This is a genomic window from Streptomyces sp. CNH287, from assembly GCF_000424825.1.
In genome coordinates this window covers 1-2,285 of record NZ_AUKQ01000045.1, presented here as the reverse complement: position 1 = coordinate 2,285, position 2,285 = coordinate 1, and the positions used below count along the sequence as shown (strand labels likewise).

2 protein-coding genes are annotated in these 2,285 nt (G+C 58.2%); both read left to right on the top strand.

The window, feature by feature from the left end; translation table 11 throughout:
* On the top strand, positions 1-1,280 hold a 1,280-nt coding region (locus tag H299_RS35900), incomplete at its 5' end, for a polymorphic toxin-type HINT domain-containing protein (protein ID WP_486587399.1).
* A gap of 98 nt (positions 1,281-1,378) precedes the next feature.
* Positions 1,379-2,119 carry a barstar family protein gene (locus H299_RS38600; RefSeq protein ID WP_106965857.1) on the top strand — a complete coding sequence of 247 codons (741 nt, stop codon included), beginning with the start codon at positions 1,379-1,381 and terminating at the stop codon, positions 2,117-2,119.
* The last annotated feature ends 166 nt before the right edge of the window (positions 2,120-2,285 follow it).

Here is a 2,285-nt window from a genome sequence, read left to right as displayed (position 1 = left end):
ACCCGCTCATGGATCTCACCGACCCCCAGCAGATCCACGGCTACACCTACGCCAACAACAACCCCCACACCTACAGCGACCCCACCGGCGAAATGCTCGCTTGCGGGGGTCAGTTCGCCGAGGGGTGCGGAACAGGCGTACAGACCCGCGGAGACGGCAGCCTTTCCTGGAAAGGCAAACCCACAGGCGGCTCCCGCTTCAAGAAAACGGTCAACCACTCCCCCTCACCCGGGGGATACCAGAAATACAGGACCAGGTACTCGGGTATCACCAAGTACGGAACCGGCATCGTCACACGGGTCAAAGCCCGGCACGAGAAGCAGGAGTGCGTTCCCGGCTACAATGCCGTGTGCGGGATGTGGCAGGAACACACCCCCCGCCCCAAAGGTGACCTTTCCCCCTGGGACATCGCCAAAGCATTTCTCCCCGACCCCGCAGAATGGAAACGCTGCTTCGGCGAACGCAACCTAGCTTCCTGCGGCTGGGCCGCCACCGACATCCCCGTTTTCAAAGCCGGAAAACTCTTCAAAATAGGCAAGAAAGCCAAGGGCTGCGACAGCTTCACCCCCGGCACCCAGGTCCTCCTGGCTGACGGTACCCGCAAGAACATCGAGGACATCGAACTCGGCGACAAGGTTCTGGCCACGGACCCCGAGACCGGCAAGACAACAACCCGCACAGTCGTCGCGACCATCGTCACCAAGGACGACAAACACTTCACCGACCTCACCATCACCACCCCGGACGGCGACACCGCCTCCCTCATCTCCACCACCACCCACCCCTTCTGGTCCCCCTCCGAAAACAAATGGATCAACGCCGGCGACCTCACCGCAGGCATGACCCTCCACACCCCCAACGGCAACACCGCCACCCTCACCACCACCCGCCACCACACCAAACACCAGACCACCCACAACCTCACCATCAACAACACCCACACGTACTATGTGCTGGCGGGCGACACCCCGGTACTCGCACACAACAGCAACTGCCCCAAGGGGAAACTGTCTGACGGTTTGCCTCAAGGGATGAGCAAGAAGATTGCTGAGGCGTACGATGCGGTCAGGTTGGGGGAAATCAGATCGCATAATACGTACAGTGGTCGGGAGCATTCATGGTGGGCAGGCGCCAAGGAGTATCGAGTTCCGGGGCGCCCGGAGACTGACCGGATCCTGGTCGTGGAGAAGAATGGCGTCGAGGTCTACGGATGGACATCGACTCACTATAGGAAAATTCAGAAGTTCAGCGCGCCACACTTCCCTGATTCCGGCTGGTAAATAGCCTGGTTCGAGTGATACGCCGTAGCGGCATCTTGCTGATGCCGCTACGGCGTATCACAAACTGTCGTAATCTAGAGGCGATTGGTCGACCCTTCATGAAGTTTGAGAGTTTCCCACTGTATCGGCTCATCGATGATGAATCTCAGGACCTGATTGTTTTGGCGGAAGATGTCCGCGGGTTCTTTGGTGAGCAAGAGGTGCACCCTCCGGAAGCTACCTTCATTCGCGTTCACCAGATTGCGCATGCTAGGCGGAAGGTCGAGGATGCGAATCTCGAGGTCGTGAACTCTCAGGGGGTGAAGATTGGCGACTACTGCATCGGGCGGGTTGTCCGAACCGGCCGCCATGGCTTGGTGGAGAATTCTCCCTCGAATGCGACTTATCAGTTCCTTGGTAGCGTATGTGAATACTCTGCGGCGGGAGAAGTGTGGCGGCATTGGGCATCAAGGGTCGAGGGCGCGATGGATGAGTGGCTTCAGTGGCCGTCGCGCTACCATGAAACTTGGCTTCATGTTGTCCAGAATTCATGGTTCGCTTCTGGCAAGAAAGCCGCGAGCTACGGACTGGATGAAGTTGTTTATCTCGATGGGGTGAATATCTTCACGACGTCGAGTTTCTACTGCGCCTTGGGAGAGGCGGTAAATGGCCCCAGGGGCTATTTTGGGTCGAACCTCGACGCTGTCGCAGATTGCCTATCTCCTGAGGGAACGGCTCCTCTGTCCAGTATTGTGTGGCGTAACTATCAGGCCTCACGTGATCATCTAGGGGACGGCTTTATGGAGTCGATCCATTCAGTCATGCGCGAGTTTCATGTGGAGGTCATTGCCCGGCAATGACAGGCTTCTGGCGGCTTTCTCACCAGCAGAAAGTGCGGTTGCAAATTTGATGCCCCGTCAGGTGTGGCGGATTCTTAGGGTCCTCGCAACACCTGACGGTCTACGTGGTCGTCAGTAGATCACGCAGGCGCTCGGCTGGGGTTTTCCAGCCGAGCGTTTTGCGTGG

What these genes read in the sequence shown, in the direction of transcription:
- H299_RS38600 (WP_106965857.1), top strand. Translation starts at nt 1,379, where the DNA reads ATGAAGTTTGAGAGTTTCCCACTGTATCGGCTCATCGATGATGAATCT.